This window comes from Sphaerisporangium sp. NPDC051011, assembly GCF_040653595.1.
In the GTDB taxonomy this organism is placed as follows: domain Bacteria; phylum Actinomycetota; class Actinomycetes; order Streptosporangiales; family Streptosporangiaceae; genus Sphaerisporangium.
Window position 1 is genome coordinate 138110 of the sequence record NZ_JBFAGG010000003.1, and the last position, 13062, is coordinate 151171.

Below are 13062 nucleotides of genomic sequence, written 5' to 3' on the forward strand. Positions count from 1 at the left end.
GCTGGGGCCTCCAAAGCGCCCCGAACCCGCCGTGCCGAAGGCGCGGCCATGAACAGAGTTCGGGGCGCGGCGGTGTTCTGGAGTCCTTGTCGGCAAGGGCGGATGAACGCCGCCAAAAGGGGAGCCCCGAACCGCCGCGCCGGAGGCGCGGCAACAGGCACAGTCAGTAGTTGCGCCGCACGTGGATGGCCCAGCCTCCCTGGGGCAGGTCGTAGCTGCCCATATGGTGGTGGGACTTCAGACGGCACCACGCCGGCACGTCGGTGAACGCCGCGGGATCGTCGGCGAGCACGGCGACGGTCGCGTTCATCGGCACGTCGTTGATCTGCTGCGCCAGCATGATGATCGGGATCGGGCACTTGCGCCCGAGCGCGTCGATCGTCAGCGCCACCTCGGGCGGCGCGGCCGCCTCCTGACGCGGAGCCTCCTCGGCGTCCCGCCGCCTGGCCATCACGACCGCGTCCTTTTCCCGGCGCGGGACACGTGGCCGCTCATGGCGACTCGACCCCGACGGCGGCGCGGACGCGCCGGACGATGTCCGGGAGGACGGCCAGGAAGCGGTCGACGTCCGCCTCGGACGCGTCCCGGGGCAGGGACACCCGGACGTTCCCGTGCGTGAGCACTCCCATGGCCTCCAATACGTGTGATGGTCGTAGCGTACTCGCCGTGCACGAACTACCGGACGATACGGCGAATCCGGACCTATCCAACTCTGTCAGTATCGCCTCACCGGCCACGTAAAGACACGAAAAGGTGACGATGTGCGGCGCCCGCTCGACCGGGTCGCCGACCACCTCGACGTCGGACACCAGCCGGGGCACGGCCTCGCGGATGCGGTCGACCAGCGCCGACAGCCGGGCGTTGTCCCGCTCGGCCTCGGCCACGCGCGCCTTGAGCGCCGCCACCGCCGCCACGACGGCCGGGACGTTCTCGAAGCCCGGCACCCGGCGCCGCTCCCGCTCGTCCTCCGGCAGCGGCGAGCGCCACCGCGTGCCCTTGCGCACCGCCAGCACTCCCACCCCGGCCGGGCCGCCCCACTTGTGCGCGCTGGCCGCCAGCACCGACCACCCGGGCGGGACGGGCAGCCGCCCGAGCGTCTGCGCCGCGTCCACGAGCAGCGGCACCCCGGCCGCCCGGCACGCCTCCGCCACCCGCGCCACCGGCTGGAGCGTGCCGACCTCATGGTTGGCCGTCTGCAGGCAGGCCAGAGCGGTGCCCTCCCGCGCCACGGCCGCCGCGAACTCCTCCGGGTCGACCCGGCCCGTCAGCCCGACCCCGACGACGTCCAGCTCGCCGCCCTCGCGCTGGTGGACGGCCCCCGCATGCAGCACGCTGGAATGCTCCACGGCGCCGGTGACCATGCGGCGGCCCGCGCGGCGGCGGCCGAGCAGCGTCCCGAGCACCCCGAGGTGGATCGCCTGGGTGCCGGATGAGGTGAAGGACACCTCGTCCGGCCGCGCGCCGATCACCTCGGCGGCCTCCTCACGCGCCCGCTCCAGCAGCATGCGCGAGCGCCGCGCCGCGCCGTATAGCCGGGCGGGGTCGGCCGCGTCGAGGGCGCCGATCAGCGCCTCGCGCGCGGCGGGATGCAGGGGTTCGGTGGAGGCCGCGTCGAAGTACGCCACGCGTTCATGGTCGCACCGGCGCCGGGTACGGGCGTCGGCGGGCCGGGGGAGCGGGGGCCGCGAGCGGGCAGGTCGCGACGTGCCCGGCACGTTCACGGGGGCTGAGAAGGAGGGCGGGCCCAGTGCGCGCTAATGTGTCCCCCAGCGTGACGTGAGACAACTTAGAACGCGAATCCCGTTTGAGATCGTGAATCTGGAAACGACCGCCCAGGAGGGGGACTCTTGGGCTTTAACTGTGGAGTAGGCGATCCGTGAGTCCGACCCGCCGTTCTACACGGCGCCCGTTGGCACGCAGGGTGCCGCGCGCCGCCGCTCTGGCGGTGCTGCTGGTGTCCCTGACGGCGTGTGGAGGGCCTGGCACGTGGTCTCGTGCCGGCATGCCCGAGGGTGTCACCAAGGAGGCCGACATTGCCCAGAATCTCTGGAACGGTGCCTGGATCGCCTCCCTCGCCGTAGGTGTCGTCGTCTGGGGCCTGATCATCTGGGCCTGCGTGTTCCACCGCAAGCGGAAGAACTCGCCCGACGCGCTGCCGCCCCAGGTGCGCTACAACCTGCCGATCGAGATCCTCTACACGACGGTCCCGATCATCATGGTGGCGGTGTTCTTCTACTTCACCGCGCGTGACGAGAACGCGATCGTCGCGGTGTCGAAGAATCCCGACGTCAAGGTCAAGGTCGAGGGCTTCCAGTGGAGCTGGCGCTTCACCAGCGAGTACAACGGCAAGACCGTCAGCGTCGTCGGCACACCCGCCAAGAAGCCCGAGCTGGTGCTCCCGGTGAACAAGAAGGTCCAGTTCGACCTCGTCTCGCCGGACGTGAACCACTCGTTCTGGGTTCCCGCGTTCCTGTTCAAGCGTGACGTCATTCCCGGGGTCAAGAACGTCTTCGAGATCCAGACGCTCGACAAGACCGGCACCTTCGCCGGGCGCTGCGCCGAGCTCTGTGGCGTCGACCACAGCCGCATGCTCTTCTCGGTGAAGCTCGTGCCCCAGGAGCAATACGACACGTACGTCAACCAGGCTGGGAGTGCCCAGTGACCGCCGCTAGCGAACCGCTCCACGGAGGCGTCCCCGCGAGGCGCGCCCGCAAGGGGAACGTCATCGTCCGGTGGATGTCCTCCACCGACCACAAGGTGATCGGGCACCTGTACCTGATCACGTCTTTCGTGTTCTTCCTGATCGGCGGCGTCATGGCGCTGATCATGCGCGCCGAGCTCGCGCAGCCGGGCCTCGAGTTCGTGAGCAACGAGCAGTTCAACCAGTTGTTCACGATGCACGGCACGATCATGCTGCTGATGTTCGCGACCCCGCTGTTCGCGGGCTTCGCCAACGAGCTGATGCCGCTGCAGATCGGCGCCCCCGACGTCGCGTTCCCGCGCCTCAACATGGTGAGCTACTGGCTCTACCTGTTCGGCAGCACGATCGCCGTCTCGGGCTTCTTCACCCCCGACGGCGCCGCCTCCTTCGGCTGGACGGCCTACACGCCGCTGTCGGACGCCGTGTCCTCGCCCGGCCTCGGCGGCGACCTGTGGATCATGGGTCTGTCGATGTCCGGCATCGGAACCATCCTCGGCGCGGTGAACTTCATCACGACGATCGTCACCATGCGCGCGCCCGGCATGACGATGTTCCGCATGCCGATCTTCACCTGGAACATCCTGCTCACCAGCATCCTGGTGCTGCTGGCCTTCCCGGTGCTGGCCGCCGCCCTGCTCGCCCTCGAGGCGGACCGTCATCTCGGGGCGCACATCTTCGACTCGACGACCGGCGGTGCGATGCTCTTTCAGCACCTGTTCTGGTTCTTCGGTCACCCCGAGGTGTACATCATCGCGCTGCCGTTCTTCGGCATCATCACCGAAGTGCTCCCGGTCTTCAGCCGCAAGCCGGTCTTCGGCTACATCAGCCTCATCGGCGCGACCATCTCCATCGCGGGCCTGTCCGTGGCGGTGTGGGCGCACCACATGTTCGTGACCGGCCAGGTCCTGCTGCCGTTCTTCTCGTTCATGACCTTCCTCATCGCCGTCCCGACCGGGGTGAAGTTCTTCAACTGGATCGGCACGATGTGGCGGGGCCACCTGTCGTTCGAGTCGCCGATGCTCTTCGCGGTCGGCTTCCTGGTGACGTTCCTGTTCGGCGGCCTGACCGGTGTCATCCTGGCCTCGCCCCCGCTGGACTTCCAGGTCAGCGACTCCTACTTCGTCGTCGCGCACTTCCACTACGTGGTCTTCGGCACCGTCGTGTTCGCGATGTTCTCCGGGTTCTACTTCTGGTGGCCGAAGTTCACCGGCAAGATGCTCAACGACACGCTCGGCAAGTTCCACTTCTGGACGTTGTTCATCGGCTTCCACACGACGTTCCTGGTGCAGCACTGGCTCGGCGCCGAAGGCTTCCCGCGCCGCTACGCCGACTACTCGGCGGCGGACGGCTTCACCGACCTGAACGTCGTGTCCTCGGTCGGCGCGTTCATCCTGGGCGCCTCGACGCTGCCGTTCCTGTACAACGTGTGGCGCACCGCGCGCACGGCGCCCAAGGTGCTCGTCGACGACCCGTGGGGCTTCGGCAACTCCCTGGAGTGGGCCACGTCCTGCCCGCCGCCCCGGCACAACTTCACGTCGCTGCCGCGGATCCGGTCGGAGCGCCCCGCCTTCGACCTGCACAACCCGCCCGCGCCCGTCCCTGACAAGGAACTGGAGGAGGCCCGATGAAGGTTCAGGGGTGGATGTTCGTCCTGTGCGGCATCTTCTTCGCCGCCGTGGACCTCGTGTACTGGTTCTGGTCCAAGGAGCCGACGGGCACGACCGCGCTGGCCATCTCGGTCGGCCTGGCGCTCATGATCGGCTACTACCTGCTCTACACGGCCCGCCGTATCGGCGCCCAGCCCGAGGACAGGAAGGACGCCGAGATCAGCGACGGCGCCGGCGAGCTCGGGTTCTTCAGCCCGTCGAGCTGGTGGCCGCTGTTCGTCTGCCTCGCCGCCGCCCTGATGACCGTCGGGTTCATCATCGGCTGGTGGATGTTCATCATCGGCGCGTTCGCGGTGATCATGACCAGCATCGGCTTCGTCTTCCAGTACTACCGGGGCCACTTCTCGCACTGATCGCCCTCTGATCTACGCGCCCGCCCCGGCGCCAGGCCACATGTCGCGGGCGGCGGGCGGTTCCCCCAAGGGACCGCCCGCCGCCCGCGATTCTTTTTTGGCGTGTCGTACCCGCCTTTCTCCCATCGGGCGCGGTACGCGACCGGGTGTAACCGGGTAATAACTCCCAAGGAGTGATCCATCGGAGACGGGGGAGACGTCACGTGGGACACGTCGAAATCCGGGTGGTCGCCCTTGGCACGGGGGCGCTGGCCCTGCTTCTGGCAAGTGCTTGTGCGAGTTCCGGCACCCAGAAGGGCGCCGAAGGTTCACGTCAGGACGTGGCTGTGAGCGTCTCTCCGGGCAACGGGGCCACCCAGGTGGCCCCTGAGCTGCCCGTCACGGTCGGAGCCGTCAACGGCGCGCTCAGGAGCGTCAGCGTGCGCACGGCGTCGGGGAACACGCCGGTCGAGGGCGTGCTGAGCGCGGACCGCACCCAGTGGCGCAGCAAGCGCGCCATGTCCCCGGGCGAGACCTACAAGATCACGGCTGTGGCCGTGGGGCCCGGCGGCACCAAGGAGGTGACCAGCGAGTTCTCCACGCTCAAGGCCACCAAGGTGTTCGCCGTCCACAAGATCCTTCCCAACAAGGACATCACCGGCCTCACCGTCGGCATCGGCATGCCGATCATGCTGACCTTCGACCAGCCCATCACCGACCGCGTGTCGGTCGAGCGCAACCTCATGGTGCAGGCGTCCAAGCCGGTCGAGGGGGCGTGGCACTGGTTCGACGACAAGTCGGTGTCCTTCCGTCCCAAGCAGTGGTGGCCGGCGCACACCAAGGTCAAGCTCATCGCCCACCTGGCCGGCGTCCGCGGCGGGCCCGGGATGTACGGCGGGCAGGACTACGTCCGCGAGTTCGAGATCGGGCGCGCGCAGATCAGCCATGCCGACACCACGAGCCACCAGATGACGATCAGGCGCGACGGCAATGTCGTCAGGTCGGTGCCCCTCAGCGCCGGTCAGGGCGGCTCCTGGAAGTACTACACGACCAACGGCGTCCACCTGGCGATGTCGCGGGAGGACGTCACCACGATGACCTCCCCGGACGCCGGTCCCGGCCAGCCGGGGTACTACAGCCAGACCGTGTACGACACCGTGCGGATCTCCGACACCGGCGAGTACGTCCACGGCGCGCCCTGGTCGGTGGGCTCCCAGGGCAACTCCAACGTCAGCCACGGCTGCATCAACATCAGCCCGTCCAACGCCAAGTGGTTCAAGGAGACGACGCTCATCGGCGACCCGATCATCGTGAGCGGCTCCCCGCGCCAGCTCGACCCGGGCAACGGATGGGGGCACTGGCAGGAGCCCTGGCAGCAGTGGCTCCGGTGGAGCGGCCTGCGCTCCGGTTTCACCACCGAGGCCCTGACCGCCCACCACGAACCCAGCACCGGCATCCCCGCGAGCGAGTCGAAGAAGAAGGTGACGTCCTGACGGCCGCTCCTCGGCACGGCGCACACAGAAAGAGGGGGCCTGGGCGATGCCGCCCGGGCCCCCTCTGTACGTCCAGCTCTGCAGGTCCCAGCGACCTCAGTGGCCGATGGACTTGGACTCGTTCCCCGCGCCCACGCCGGCGTGGCCGTGGCCCTCGCCGTGGTGACCGTCGGTCTCCAGCGAGATCGACTCGGCGTCGGCCGAGTAGGTCTGGCTGAGCTTGGCCCTGAGCCGCCCGAGCGGGTTGCGCATGCCCTTGGGGGGCACGCCCTCGCCGTCCGGGGACGCCTCGACGGAGGGGATGTGCTTCTTGCCCTGGACGTGGGCCGCCAGGTCCGCGGCCGGGGGAACGTGCACCTCGATGTACTCGCCGTGGGGCAGGCGCTTGATGACGCCGGACTCCACGCCGTGCAGCAGCGTCTCCTGGTCCCTGCGCTGCAGGCCGATGCAGAAGCGGTACGTCACGAAGTACGCGATGGCCGGCCCGACGAAGATGGCGATGCGGCCGACCTCGGTCGTGGTGTACAGCGGGATGTGGAACGTCGAGGAGATCTCGTCGTTGGCGCCCAGCAGCCACAGGATGCCGTAGAACGCGATCGCCGAGATGCCGATCGAGGTGCGGTGCGGGTTGTTGCGCGGCCGGTCGGCGATGTGGTGCTCACGGTCGTCCCCGGTGATCCACCGTTCGGCGAACGGGTAGAGCGCCAGGCCGGTCATGATGATGCCCATGGGCACCAGGGCCGGGATGAGCACGCTCAGCGGCAGCGTGTGCCCGAGGAAGTTGATCTCCCAGGCGGGCATCAACCGCAGCGCGCCCTCCAGGAAGCCCATGTAGAAGTCGGGCTGCGACCCCGCCGAGATGTCCGCCGGGGTGTACGGGCCGAACAGCCAGATCGGGTTGATCTGGGCGAACGTTCCGAGCAGCGCCAGGGCGCCGAACGTGAACAGGAAGTACGCGCCCGCCTTGATCATGAAGGTCGGGTAGAACGGCGCGCCGACCACGTTGGTCTCGGCGCGGCCCTTGCCCGGCATCTGCGTGTGCTTCTGCACCCACATGAGGATCATGTGCGCGGAGATCAGCGCCAGCAGGATGCCCGGGATCAGCAGGATGTGCAGGCTGTAGAACCGGGAGATCACGTCCTCGCCGGGGTACTCCCCGCCGAACAGGAAGAACGTGATGTAGGTGCCCACCAGCGGGATCGAGATCGCGACGCCCTCGGTGATCCGCAGGCCCGCGCCGGACAGCAGGTCGTCCGGCAGGGAGTAGCCGGTGAGGCCCTCCGCGAGCGCCAGCGTGAGCAGCAGCACGCCGATGATCCAGTTGAGCTCACGCGGCTTGCGGTACGCCCCGGTGAAGAACACGCGGAGCATGTGCACCATCATGCCCGCCACGAACAGCAGCGCCGCCCAGTGGTGGATCTGACGGATCAGCAGGCCGCCGCGCACGTCGAAGCTGATGTGCAGCGCCGACGCGTAGGCCTCGGACATGTGGACGCCCACGAGCTGCTCGTACGCGCCGTTGTAGACGACCTCGCCCATGCTCGGCTTGAACCAGAACGTCAGGAACGTACCGGTCAGGAGCAGGATGATGAACGAGTAGAGCGCGATCTCACCGAGCAGGAACGACCAGTGGTCCGGGAAGACCTTGCGAAGGTTGCGCTTGAGGAAGTTCCCGGCGCCGAGGCGATCGTCGAGGAAGGTCGACGCGCCGGCGATGGGCTTCGGAACGGTGTCCAGGCTCATGCCTGCCCCCTAGCTTCCGCCTCCGCGTCCCCGCGCTCCCAGAAGCTCGGGCCCACCGGGACGTTGAAGTCGCTCTGTGCGATCAGGTACCCCTCGTTGTCGACACCGATCGGCAACTGGGGCAGAGGACGGGCCGCAGGGCCGAAAATGACCTTGGCACCGTCGGCCGCGTCGAAGGTGGACTGGTGGCACGGGCAGAGGATGTGGTGCGTCGTCTGCTCGTACAACGCCGCCGGACAACCCACGTGGGTGCAGATCTTGGAGTAGGCGACGATGCTGTCATGCGTCCAGTTCAGGTTGACGCCGGGCTTGAGGTCCTCGGGCCTGAACTTGATGAGGATCAGCGTGGCCTTCGCCAGGGCGTTGAGGTCGTCCTCGTGCCCTTCCGGCACCACCGACAGGATGCCGCCGGGGGAGTTGAAGTCCGCCGCGCGGATCGGCTGGCGGGTCCCCTCGACCATCAGGCGAAGGCCCTTCTTCCACACCGTGTGCCGCAGCGAGGTGCCGGGCAGCGGGCCGAGGTCCTTGAGCAGCACCAGCGGCAGCAGGCCGAGCGGCGCCGACGCCAGCAGGAGCGTGCGGCGCAGCATCTTGTGCCGCAGCAGCCCGCTCTCGTTCGCGCCCTCGAGGAAGGTCTTGGCGACCTCCTCGCGCGTCGCGGAGCCGGAGGCCATCGGGTGGCGCTGCTGGACCAGCGTGTACTTCGGCATGATCTGACGGGCCCAGACCACCAGCCCCGCCGCCAGCGACAGCAGCGCGACGGCCAGCGAGCCGCCGAGCGCGAGGTTGGAGGTCGCCGTCTTCTCGACCGAGCCGACCTGGAAGATCACGTAGGACGCCACGAAGCCGACCGCGGCGACGAACGTCAGCAGGAACAGCAGCGAGGCCCGGCGCTCGCCCTTGCGGGCGTCCGCCGGGTCGGGGTACTTGACCTCGCCTACCACCGGCTCGTCGGCCGTGTGCTCGTCGTGCTCGTCGTGCTCGCCGTGCGCGACGGCCGCGGCGTGCCCGTTGCCCTGGGGACGCGCGCCCGCGTCGGGGCCGAGCAGGGAGTCGCCGCCGCGCGGCGGGGGCGTGCCGATGACGCGCCGCGGAACCCGCGGGCTCTCGCCCGGCTCGATCCCACCCGGCTCGATCTCATTCGGATTGTCAGTCATGGTTGACCTGCCGCTTCTTCGCGGTGATCCAGATGGCGGCGATGATCAGCAGGCTCAGGCCGCCGACCCACGCCACGAGGCCCTCGGTGACCGGGCCGATGCGGCCGAGGCCGTTACCGCCCGGGTTCGGCTCGTGACGGACGCCCACGATGTAGGCGATCATGTCGCGCTTCTGCTCGGGGGTGATCGTGCTGTCGTTGAACACCGGCATCGCCTGCGGGCCCGTGGCCATCGCCTCGTAGATCTGCGTCGGCGAGGCGGGCTCCAGGGACGGCGCGTACTTGCCGTAGGTCAGCGCGCCGCCGGCGCCCACGAAGTTGTGGCACTGGATGCAGTTCGCCCGGAACAGCTCGCCGCCCTTGGCCGGGTCGCCCTTGGAGGGGTCGACGGCCTCCAGGGAGGGCTTGGTGGGGCCGCCGCCCAGCGACTGCACGTACGCCGCGAGTTGCCTGACGGTGTCGGGGTTCACCCACTCCGGGGGACGCTTGCGCGGGGCCTGGGGGCCGGGGTTCGCGAACGGCATGCGGCCGCTGGAGACCTGGAAGTCCACCGCGGCGGCGCCGACGCCGATGAGGCTCGGGCCCGAGGCACCGCCGGGCGCGTAGGAGCCCTCGGCGTTGAGGCCGTGGCAGCTCGCGCAGTGCGCCGCGAACAGCTCCTTGCCCGCGGCCACGTCGTCCGCCCTGCCGGAGGCGATCGCCGCGTCAGCCCGGTCGCCTCCGGGCATCAGCAGGGCGTACACCCCTCCGAGGAGGCTCAGGGCCAGAAGGAGGACGGCATATCGCGCGAGTGGATGCCGCCTCCGTGCGGTGATCGAGTTCACCGATATCCTCGTTCCGATCATTTGATGATGTAGATGGTCGCGAAGAGGCCGATCCAGACGACGTCGACGAAGTGCCAGTAGTAGGACACGACGATCGCGCTGGTGGCCTGCTCATGGGTGAAGCGCTTCGCGGCGTACGTGCGTCCCAGCATGAACAGGAACGCGATCAGGCCACCGGTCACGTGCAGGCCGTGGAAGCCCGTGGTCAGGTAGAAGACCGAGCCATAGGCGTTGGACGACAGGGTCAGGCCCTCTTCCACAAGGTTGTGGTACTCGTACAGCTGACCCCCGACGAACCACGCGCCCATGAGGAAGCTGACGACGTACCAGAACCGGAGCTTCCTGACCTGCCCCTTCTCGGCGGCCCACACGCCCAGCTGGCACGTCACACTCGACAGGACCAGAACGATCGTGTTGACAAGCGCGTACGGGACGTCCAGGTGGACGCCCTCGGGAAGAGTGGGCCATGGCCTGTCCAGGCCGAGGCTGACCGACCGGATCGTGAAGTACATCGCGAACAGCGCCGCGAAGAACATGAGCTCAGAGGACAGCCAGACGATCGTGCCGACGCTGACCAGGTTCGGCCTGCGGGACGATGGGGCTGTCGTCGTCGTGATTGCGGATGCTGTCGCCACGCGCAGCATTATTGCGGCTGTGATGGCCGGGTCGCCGCACGACCCCCCGCTAAGGGGCACTTCACTCGAATAAACCGGACATACGCCCGGATCCACGCCAAGTGTGACTCGTCTGGGATTCCGTCGGCGGGGACCGGTAGCATCCTTGGTGACCATACCTCGTCAATCGATAGTGAGCGCGACCGTGAGCATGAGGGTTCTCGTCTACAGCGACGACGCGGGCACCCGCGAGAAGGTGCGGCTGGCGATCGGACGGCGTCCGGCCGCAGACGTGCCCCTCGTCGAGATCATCGAGTGCGCCACCCAGCCCGCCGTCCTCAAGCGGCTCGACTCCGGCGAGATCGACGTCGCCGTGCTGGACGGCGCGGCCGTCCCCGCCGGCGGCATGGGCGTCTGCCGCCAGGCGAAGGACGAGGTGTACGACTGCCCGCCGATCTGCGTGATCGTCGAGCGCCGCGACGACCGCTGGCTCGCCGACTGGTCGCGCGCCGACGCCGTCGTGGCCCAGCCGATCGACCCCATCGCGCTCGCCGAGGCCGTCGCCGGCCTCATGCGGCGCCGCTCGGAAACCCGCATCTCCTCTCACTGACCTCTCACTGACGGAGACCCCCATGGACGCGCGCACCACGTGGCCCGCGCTGCTCACCGCCCTGCTGTCCCGCGAGCACCTCAGCGCCGACGAGACCGCCTGGGCCATGAGCGAGATCATGTCCGGGTCCGCGACGTCCGCCCAGATCGCGGGCTTCGTCACGGCTCTGCGCGCCAAGGGGGAGACGGTCGCGGAGGTGGCCGGCATCGCGCGCGCCATGCTCGACTACTCCACCCCCCTGAAGATCGACGGCCCGACGGTCGACATCGTCGGCACCGGCGGCGACCGCGCCCACACGGTCAACGTCTCGACGATGGCCGCCATCGTCGCGGCGGCGGCCGGGGCGCGCGTGGTCAAGCACGGCAACCGCGCGGCCTCCTCGTCCTGCGGGGCCGCCGACGTGCTCGAACACCTCGGCGTCGTCCTGGAGTTGTCGCCGGAGGCCGCCGCGCGCACCGCCGCCGACGCCGGCATCACGTTCCTCTTCGCGCCGGTCTACCACCCCGCGTTCCGCCACGCCGGGCCCACCCGCAAGGATCTCGGCGTGCCCACGGTCTTCAACTTCCTCGGCCCGCTCACCAACCCCGCCCGCCCGACGGCCCAGGCGATCGGCGTGTTCGACGCGCGCATGCTGCCGGTCGTCGCCGGTGTCTTCGCCGAGCGGGGCGTGTCCGCGCTGGTCTTCCGGGGCGACGACGGGCTGGACGAGCTGTCCACCGCCACGACCTCGACGGTCTGGGTGGTCGGGGACGGCACGGCCGTGGAGACGGGCTTCGACCCGCTGGACATCGGCGTCCCGCGCTCGGAGCCGGACGCGCTGCGCGGCGGCGACCGCGAGTTCAACGCCCAGGCGGTCCGCGACCTGGTCGGGGGCAAGACCGGGCCGGTGCGCGACGCCGTGCTGCTCAACGCGGCCGCCGCCCTGGTCGGTCTCGACTCACTCACCCCCGGCGTCGCCCAGTCCGGCGCCCCGGGCGAGGCCCTTGTCGCGGCCATGGGTTCGGCGTACGCGCGTGCCGCCGAGGCCGTCGACTCCGGGCGCGCGGCCGACACGCTGGCACGCTGGGTCGACATCAGCCGCTCCCACAAGTCCTGACCCTCCGCAGGACGCCGGCCGGGCTGCGCGACCGCGCCGCCCGCCCTGGTGCTCGGCTTCGCCCAGATGGCTGCCGCAAAGCCAGTGGTCCTTTCCTCCGCGGCTCCCACTGGCCGTGATCCCTCCTCCGGGAGGAGGCGTCTCCTTCACGGACGGCGCGAGATCCTCCCTGGAGGAGATGTCGCGATTTCGTGACATTTCTGCGTGCCCCGCTAGGGCACGCGTGGTGGTCCGTCGTCTCGCCCATCGCCGCCGTGCACGACGGCGCCGTCACCGCCGTCCCGCGTCCGGACGAGGTCCGCACGTCACGTCATGGCCCCCGCGGCGAGGCCGGTCCGGGTGAGCGACCTCGGACCGGGAACCGCGCATATAGCGGTAGCCGATCGCATGGATCCCTTCACTTGCGAAGAGCGTGTTTAGCCGACAGGTCAAACAGTGGAGCTCCCGAGGCGAGCGGTAAAGACTTGGCGGGTGCACCCATTGGATTCCAACGGCTTTGCCCCGCGCAGTGCCGAGGAGGTACGGACATGCCGTCGGTCTCCTCAATGGTGAATACCGGCATCGGCCGGGTTATTCGAGTGGTCCGCAGGTACAGGCCGGTCGGGACGGATGGAACCGCATTTCCGTCGATGGCCGTCGCTGGAGCGCCATTCTCGGGCCCGTGACCGTCTCCGTCGAGGAGACCGGCCGTCGCAGGCTCGCCGCAAACCGATGTTCCGCAGGCGCGGCAGTGTGATCACCAATCCTTCGGATCGCCTCTGCGATTTCCATTGTCCGGGCGTGGAGTGAGATATCGCCGCCGCCGTTTTTCCGCGAAGGAGTAGTG

At 69.1% G+C, this 13062-nt stretch carries 12 protein-coding genes; 6 read left to right on the forward strand and 6 right to left on the reverse strand.

Features of this window, described 5'->3' with window-relative positions:
* Window positions 1–163: 163 nt before the first annotated feature.
* Complete coding sequence (locus AB0H21_RS07920; protein WP_358514202.1) at window positions 164–451, reverse strand: sulfurtransferase TusA family protein; 288 nt, start codon at window positions 449–451, stop codon at window positions 164–166.
* Between the two features lie 40 nt (window positions 452–491).
* Window positions 492–1625: an aminotransferase class V-fold PLP-dependent enzyme gene (locus AB0H21_RS07925; protein ID WP_358513280.1), complete on the reverse strand. Its 1134-nt coding sequence runs from the start codon at window positions 1623–1625 to the stop codon at window positions 492–494.
* Window positions 1626–1909: 284 nt separating this feature from the next.
* On the opposite strand from AB0H21_RS07925, the gene coxB reads away from it, so the two are divergent.
* The 4 genes from coxB (at window position 1910) to AB0H21_RS07945 (ending at window position 6193) form a co-directional block, all read left to right on the forward strand.
* The gene (gene coxB / locus AB0H21_RS07930) at window positions 1910–2662 is read left to right on the forward strand and encodes a cytochrome c oxidase subunit II (RefSeq protein WP_358513282.1); all 753 of its coding nucleotides are present in this window, start codon (window positions 1910–1912) and stop codon (window positions 2660–2662) included.
* Window positions 2659–4329: a cytochrome c oxidase subunit I gene (ctaD, locus tag AB0H21_RS07935; protein WP_358513284.1), complete on the forward strand. Its 1671-nt coding sequence runs from the start codon at window positions 2659–2661 to the stop codon at window positions 4327–4329. Before coxB ends, ctaD begins: the two co-directional genes overlap by 4 nt.
* The gene (locus AB0H21_RS07940) at window positions 4326–4721 is read left to right on the forward strand and encodes a cytochrome c oxidase subunit 4 (RefSeq protein WP_358513286.1); all 396 of its coding nucleotides are present in this window, start codon (window positions 4326–4328) and stop codon (window positions 4719–4721) included. Before ctaD ends, AB0H21_RS07940 begins: the two co-directional genes overlap by 4 nt.
* Window positions 4722–5047: 326 nt before the next feature.
* Window positions 5048–6193: an Ig-like domain-containing protein gene (locus AB0H21_RS07945; RefSeq protein ID WP_358513288.1), complete on the forward strand. Its 1146-nt coding sequence runs from the start codon at window positions 5048–5050 to the stop codon at window positions 6191–6193.
* 96 nt (window positions 6194–6289) lie between these two features.
* Here AB0H21_RS07945 and AB0H21_RS07950 read toward each other — a convergent pair whose 3' ends face one another.
* The 4 genes from AB0H21_RS07950 to AB0H21_RS07965 are packed head-to-tail and all read right to left on the reverse strand — an operon-like array spanning window position 6290 to window position 10560.
* Window positions 6290–7936, reverse strand: a complete 1647-nt coding sequence (locus tag AB0H21_RS07950; protein ID WP_358513289.1) for a ubiquinol-cytochrome c reductase cytochrome b subunit — start codon at window positions 7934–7936, stop codon at window positions 6290–6292.
* Window positions 7933–9093 carry a Rieske 2Fe-2S domain-containing protein gene (locus tag AB0H21_RS07955; protein WP_358513291.1) on the reverse strand — a complete coding sequence of 387 codons (1161 nt, stop codon included), beginning with the start codon at window positions 9091–9093 and terminating at the stop codon, window positions 7933–7935. Before AB0H21_RS07955 ends, AB0H21_RS07950 begins: the two co-directional genes overlap by 4 nt.
* Window positions 9086–9916 carry a c-type cytochrome gene (locus AB0H21_RS07960; RefSeq protein ID WP_358513293.1) on the reverse strand — a complete coding sequence of 277 codons (831 nt, stop codon included), beginning with the start codon at window positions 9914–9916 and terminating at the stop codon, window positions 9086–9088. The genes AB0H21_RS07955 and AB0H21_RS07960 overlap by 8 nt, the downstream gene beginning before the upstream one ends.
* 17 nt (window positions 9917–9933) lie before the next feature.
* Window positions 9934–10560, reverse strand: a complete 627-nt coding sequence (locus AB0H21_RS07965) for a heme-copper oxidase subunit III (RefSeq protein WP_358513295.1) — start codon at window positions 10558–10560, stop codon at window positions 9934–9936.
* 181 nt (window positions 10561–10741) lie between these two features.
* On the opposite strand from AB0H21_RS07965, the gene AB0H21_RS07970 reads away from it, so the two are divergent.
* Window positions 10742–11140 (forward strand): hypothetical protein, encoded by a 399-nt coding sequence (locus AB0H21_RS07970; RefSeq protein ID WP_358514204.1) that lies wholly within the window; start codon window positions 10742–10744, stop codon window positions 11138–11140.
* Between the two features lie 22 nt (window positions 11141–11162).
* On the forward strand, window positions 11163–12236 hold the full coding sequence (gene trpD, locus AB0H21_RS07975) for an anthranilate phosphoribosyltransferase (protein WP_358513297.1): 1074 nt from the start codon (window positions 11163–11165) through the stop codon (window positions 12234–12236).
* Window positions 12237–13062 lie beyond the last annotated feature (826 nt).

Excerpts from the sequence above, each read along its gene's own strand:
- trpD (WP_358513297.1), top strand. The coding sequence starts at position 11,163 with ATGGACGCGCGCACCACGTGGCCCGCGCTGCTCACCGCCCTGCTGTCC.
- AB0H21_RS07950 (WP_358513289.1), bottom strand. The coding sequence starts at position 7,936 with ATGAGCCTGGACACCGTTCCGAAGCCCATCGCCGGCGCGTCGACCTTC.
- AB0H21_RS07965 (WP_358513295.1), bottom strand. The coding sequence starts at position 10,560 with ATGCTGCGCGTGGCGACAGCATCCGCAATCACGACGACGACAGCCCCA.
- AB0H21_RS07970 (WP_358514204.1), top strand. The coding sequence starts at position 10,742 with ATGAGGGTTCTCGTCTACAGCGACGACGCGGGCACCCGCGAGAAGGTG.
- AB0H21_RS07955 (WP_358513291.1), bottom strand. The coding sequence starts at position 9,093 with ATGACTGACAATCCGAATGAGATCGAGCCGGGTGGGATCGAGCCGGGC.
- AB0H21_RS07940 (WP_358513286.1), top strand. The coding sequence starts at position 4,326 with ATGAAGGTTCAGGGGTGGATGTTCGTCCTGTGCGGCATCTTCTTCGCC.
- AB0H21_RS07920 (WP_358514202.1), bottom strand. The coding sequence starts at position 451 with ATGGCCAGGCGGCGGGACGCCGAGGAGGCTCCGCGTCAGGAGGCGGCC.